Annotated in this window: 3 protein-coding genes; all 3 read right to left on the reverse strand. The window is 52.6% G+C overall.

Going from position 1 to position 3,863, the window contains the following annotated elements; translation table 11 throughout:
- A partial coding sequence (locus tag ACTF5Z_RS11565) for a chorismate mutase (RefSeq protein WP_438985772.1) occupies nt 1-318 on the reverse strand: 318 nt, incomplete at its 3' end.
- Between the two features lie 164 nt (nt 319-482).
- Nucleotides 483-2,705: a catalase/peroxidase HPI gene (katG, locus tag ACTF5Z_RS11570; RefSeq protein ID WP_438985773.1), complete on the reverse strand. Its 2,223-nt coding sequence runs from the start codon at nt 2,703-2,705 to the stop codon at nt 483-485.
- A gap of 176 nt (nt 2,706-2,881) precedes the next feature.
- Nucleotides 2,882-3,832 carry a fumarylacetoacetate hydrolase family protein gene (locus ACTF5Z_RS11575; protein ID WP_438985774.1) on the reverse strand — a complete coding sequence of 317 codons (951 nt, stop codon included), beginning with the start codon at nt 3,830-3,832 and terminating at the stop codon, nt 2,882-2,884.
- Nucleotides 3,833-3,863 lie beyond the last annotated feature (31 nt).

Consider the following 3,863-nt stretch of genomic DNA (forward strand, 5'->3'; position numbering starts at 1 on the left):
GTCTCTGTTTGTTAGGGATTGAAAGACGTTTGCTTGAATCGCTTTGGCGGCGGTTATCTGCAGGCCAAAAAATGTTCGGGTATGGATTGGATCAAGCACCGTGGTGCGCGAAACCGTGCGTTCTAAAACAATGGCTTCCCGAGCGAGGTCTTCGATGGGAAGGTTGTGATGCCACTTATATTTGGCGACCTCGGGCATTAGCGCAAGGCGTTCACTCATGAGTTGGTAGAGCGTTTGTTCTGAGTCGTTATTCGCGAAGCTAGTCAGGGAGGTCAGCAAGCAGAATAAGAGAACCGTAATGTTCCGGGGTTTACGCATACCAAATGAATAACAGTCTGGGGAGAGCGCATGATACTAAACATGGGGTACTTGTCGACCTCTAACTGGACTGAGTGAGTGCCACGGCGATAAATACATGCAGACGAGTAGGCAAAAAAAAGCGGCCATTAGGGCCGCCTCAATGTGGATAGGATGGTATCGGCTTACTTAAGATCGAAACGATCGGCTGTCATGACTTTCGTCCATGCCGCAACGAAGTCGTTAACGAACTTTTCGCCACCGTCAGCAGCAGCGTAGACCTCGGCTATCGCGCGAAGCTCCGAGCTCGAACCGAACATTAGATCGACGGGCGTGGCCGTCCACTTAAGGGCGCCAGTGGAGCGATCTTTACCTTCGTAAATACCGGCCTCTTTAGCTGGCTTCCAAACTGTGGACATGTCGAGCAGGTTTGTGAAGAAGTCCGTGCTCAAAGTCCCTGGGCGGTCTGTGAATACACCGTGTTTGGCGCCAGCAGTATTGGCATCCAGAGCACGTAAACCACCCACCAGTGCGGTCATTTCAGGTACTGTCAGATTCAGCAAGTTAGCCTTGTCGATTATCATATTGACAGGCGATGACCAAGACGCATTGGTGTAGTAGTTTCTAAAACCGTCTGCGTTCGGCTCAAGCACAGCGAATGACTCAACATCGGTTTGTTCTTGAGTTGCGTCGCCTCGGCCCGGGTTAAACGGAACGTCAATGTCGTAGCCCCCCTGCTTAGCGGCTTCTTCAATCGCAACAGCACCACCTAGTACAATAATGTCCGCCAAGGAGATTTGTTTGCCGCCACGGGCTGACTTGTTGAAGTCGGCCTGCACCTGCTCAAGTTTCAGTAAGACGCCCGCAAGCTCCTCTGGATTGTTGGCTGCCCAGCTGCGCTGCGGCTCCAAGCGGATACGCGCGCCGTTGGCACCGCCGCGCATATCTGTGCCGCGGAAGCTAGAGGCTGACGCCCATGCCGTTTTGACCAGTTCCTGAGTCGACAATCCGGTATCAAGAATGGCTTTCTTGAGTTTCTTGATATCACGGTCACTGACCAACTTGTGGTCGACCGTTGGGATAGGATCTTGCCAAGTGAGAGTCTCGCTGGGTACATCGGTGCCCAAATAACGAGCCGCAGGCCCCATGTCACGGTGGGTCAACTTGAACCATGCTTTGGCGAACGCCAACTCGAATTCTGCCGGGTTTTCCTGGAAACGCTTCGAGATCTTGCGGTACTCAGGGTCCATCTTCAACGACAGGTCGGTAGTGAACATAATGGGTGCGTGACGCTTGCCTTCTACGTGCGCGTCAGGCACCAAATTTGCCGCTTGACCGTCAGCAGGGATCCACTGAATTGCACCCGCTGGGCTGCGAGTCTGTACCCACTCGTAAGCAAACAAGTTGTCTAGGTACTGTGTGGTCCAAGCGATCGGGTTCACAGACCAAGCGCCTTCTAAGCCGCTGGTGATGGTATCTTCGGCGTTGCCTTTTCCGCATTTGTTAGTCCAGCCCAAGCCCTGCTCTTCAATGGCAGCTGCTGCGGGTTCTGGGCCTACGCATTCCTCTGGACTCTTCGCGCCGTGCGCCTTACCAAAGGTGTGCCCCCCTGCAATCAAGGCAACAGTCTCTTCGTCGTTCATTGCCATGCGGCCGAAGGTCTCGCGGATATCTTTCGCTGCCAGTAGGGGGTCAGGGTTGCCATTGGGGCCTTCGGGGTTCACATAGATCAAGCCCATTTGCACCGCCGCCAATGGGCGCTCCAGCTCACGATCGCCATGGTAGCGTTTGTCATCTAAAAACTCGTTCTCAGGGCCCCAATAAACCAAATCGGGTTCCCAGTCGTCCTCACGGCCGCCAGCGAAACCAAACGTTTTAAAGCCCATAGACTCCAGCGCAACGTTACCAGTTAAAACCATCAAATCGGCCCAAGATAGGCTTTGGCCGTATTTTTGCTTGATGGGCCATAACAATCGACGTGCTTTGTCGAGGTTGGCGTTATCGGGCCAGCTGTTTAGTGGTTCGAACCGCTGTTGGCCACCGCCTGCGCCGCCACGGCCGTCGCTCACTCGATAAGTACCAGCGCTATGCCATGCCATGCGGATAAAGAACGGACCGTAATGGCCGTAGTCTGCTGGCCACCAGTCTTGAGACTGTGTGAGTAGCGCTTCGATATCGGACTTAACGGCTTCAAGGTCTAACTTCGCAAATTCAGCGGCGTAATCAAAATCGTCGCCATACGGGTTTGACTGTGGTGCATGTTGTCGCAAAGGGCTTAAATTAATTGCGTCGGGCCACCAGAATTGTGTGGTCTTGGCCTCGCTCATAGCGCTAACGCCAGATGATGCTGCCGTTAACGACAGCGCCATGGCAACGGCGCTTACCAATGATCGTTTTTGTTTTTTCATGTTCGTCCAGCCTCCAGTTCATTACGTAGAAGTTCAAACGATAGGCGCTGTCAGTCGCAACGCGCCGTCGTTGAGCGTAATGTATGGGCAGGAGACCGGGAAGGGAATTTGATATTTTCGAAGAGATCAATCGGTTTTTTTAATGGGTTTAAAAAAACCGATTGGTTTTAGCGTAATTATTCAGCAACCACTAGGTTACTTTGGGCGCCCAAATCGATGGAGCCGCACTGGGACCGAATCGTTGTTGTTACTGTTTGACCGGGTTGCAGGTATTGGGTGCGTTTACTCTGTGCGTTGACAAATAAACGCCACTTGGTCTGTTCTGGGATGAGTCCCATCAGGCGCTGGACTCGTGGCGTTGGTGCCGCTAAAGCACAACCGGCGGGTGTACCTGTCGCTAACAAATCACCGGGCGCAAAGTCTTGGACGCCCGAGAGTTCGGTTAATGTCTCTGCTGGCTGGAAGACAAGATTAGAGGTGCTGTCCCGTTGGCGAATCTCGCCGTCGACTTTCAGCTCAAGGTTAAGATTGAGCAGATAGGCATCATCCCCCGGTTCTAGCAAACACAGCCAAGGCCCCACCGGGCCAAAGGTACGGAAGCTTTTACCTTTGTAAAATTGCATTTGCGGGATCTGTATGTCGCGTGCGGAGTAGTCATTGACGATAACCAAACCGGCGACGTAATCCAGGATGGATTCAGGACTGACTTCAATCGCAGATTCAACGGTTTGCTTGAGGACCAAACCGAGCTCTACTTCATAGTCGAGTAACTTGACGTGCCTGGGTCGAATAACTGGACTATCAGCGGGGCATATGCAGCTAGCCGCCTTGGTAAAAATCATATTAAACGACTTAGCATCTGGGTCGACGCCCGACTCAATCATGTGTTGACGATAGTTTGCGCCTTGGCAGACGAACTGCTGATTTGGTGTCACTGGGCTCAAGATTTTAACTTGCGCTATCGTCACCTCAGGACCGTTCATCGATTTAAGTTCGTTGGCGGAGTATGTAGAAATCAGTTCGCCGGTGGTGCTGCATGGAATCGGGAGTAGGGTGATACTCTCGCCCGACGGGCGTCCCCACTGGATACTACCTTGGTAGTCAATACGCGCAATATTTACGGCCATGTGATTGATCCTTTTAGGTCATGACTTTGGC

This window comes from Aequoribacter sp., assembly GCF_965659035.1.
Classification (GTDB): Bacteria; Pseudomonadota; Gammaproteobacteria; order Pseudomonadales; family Halieaceae; genus Aequoribacter.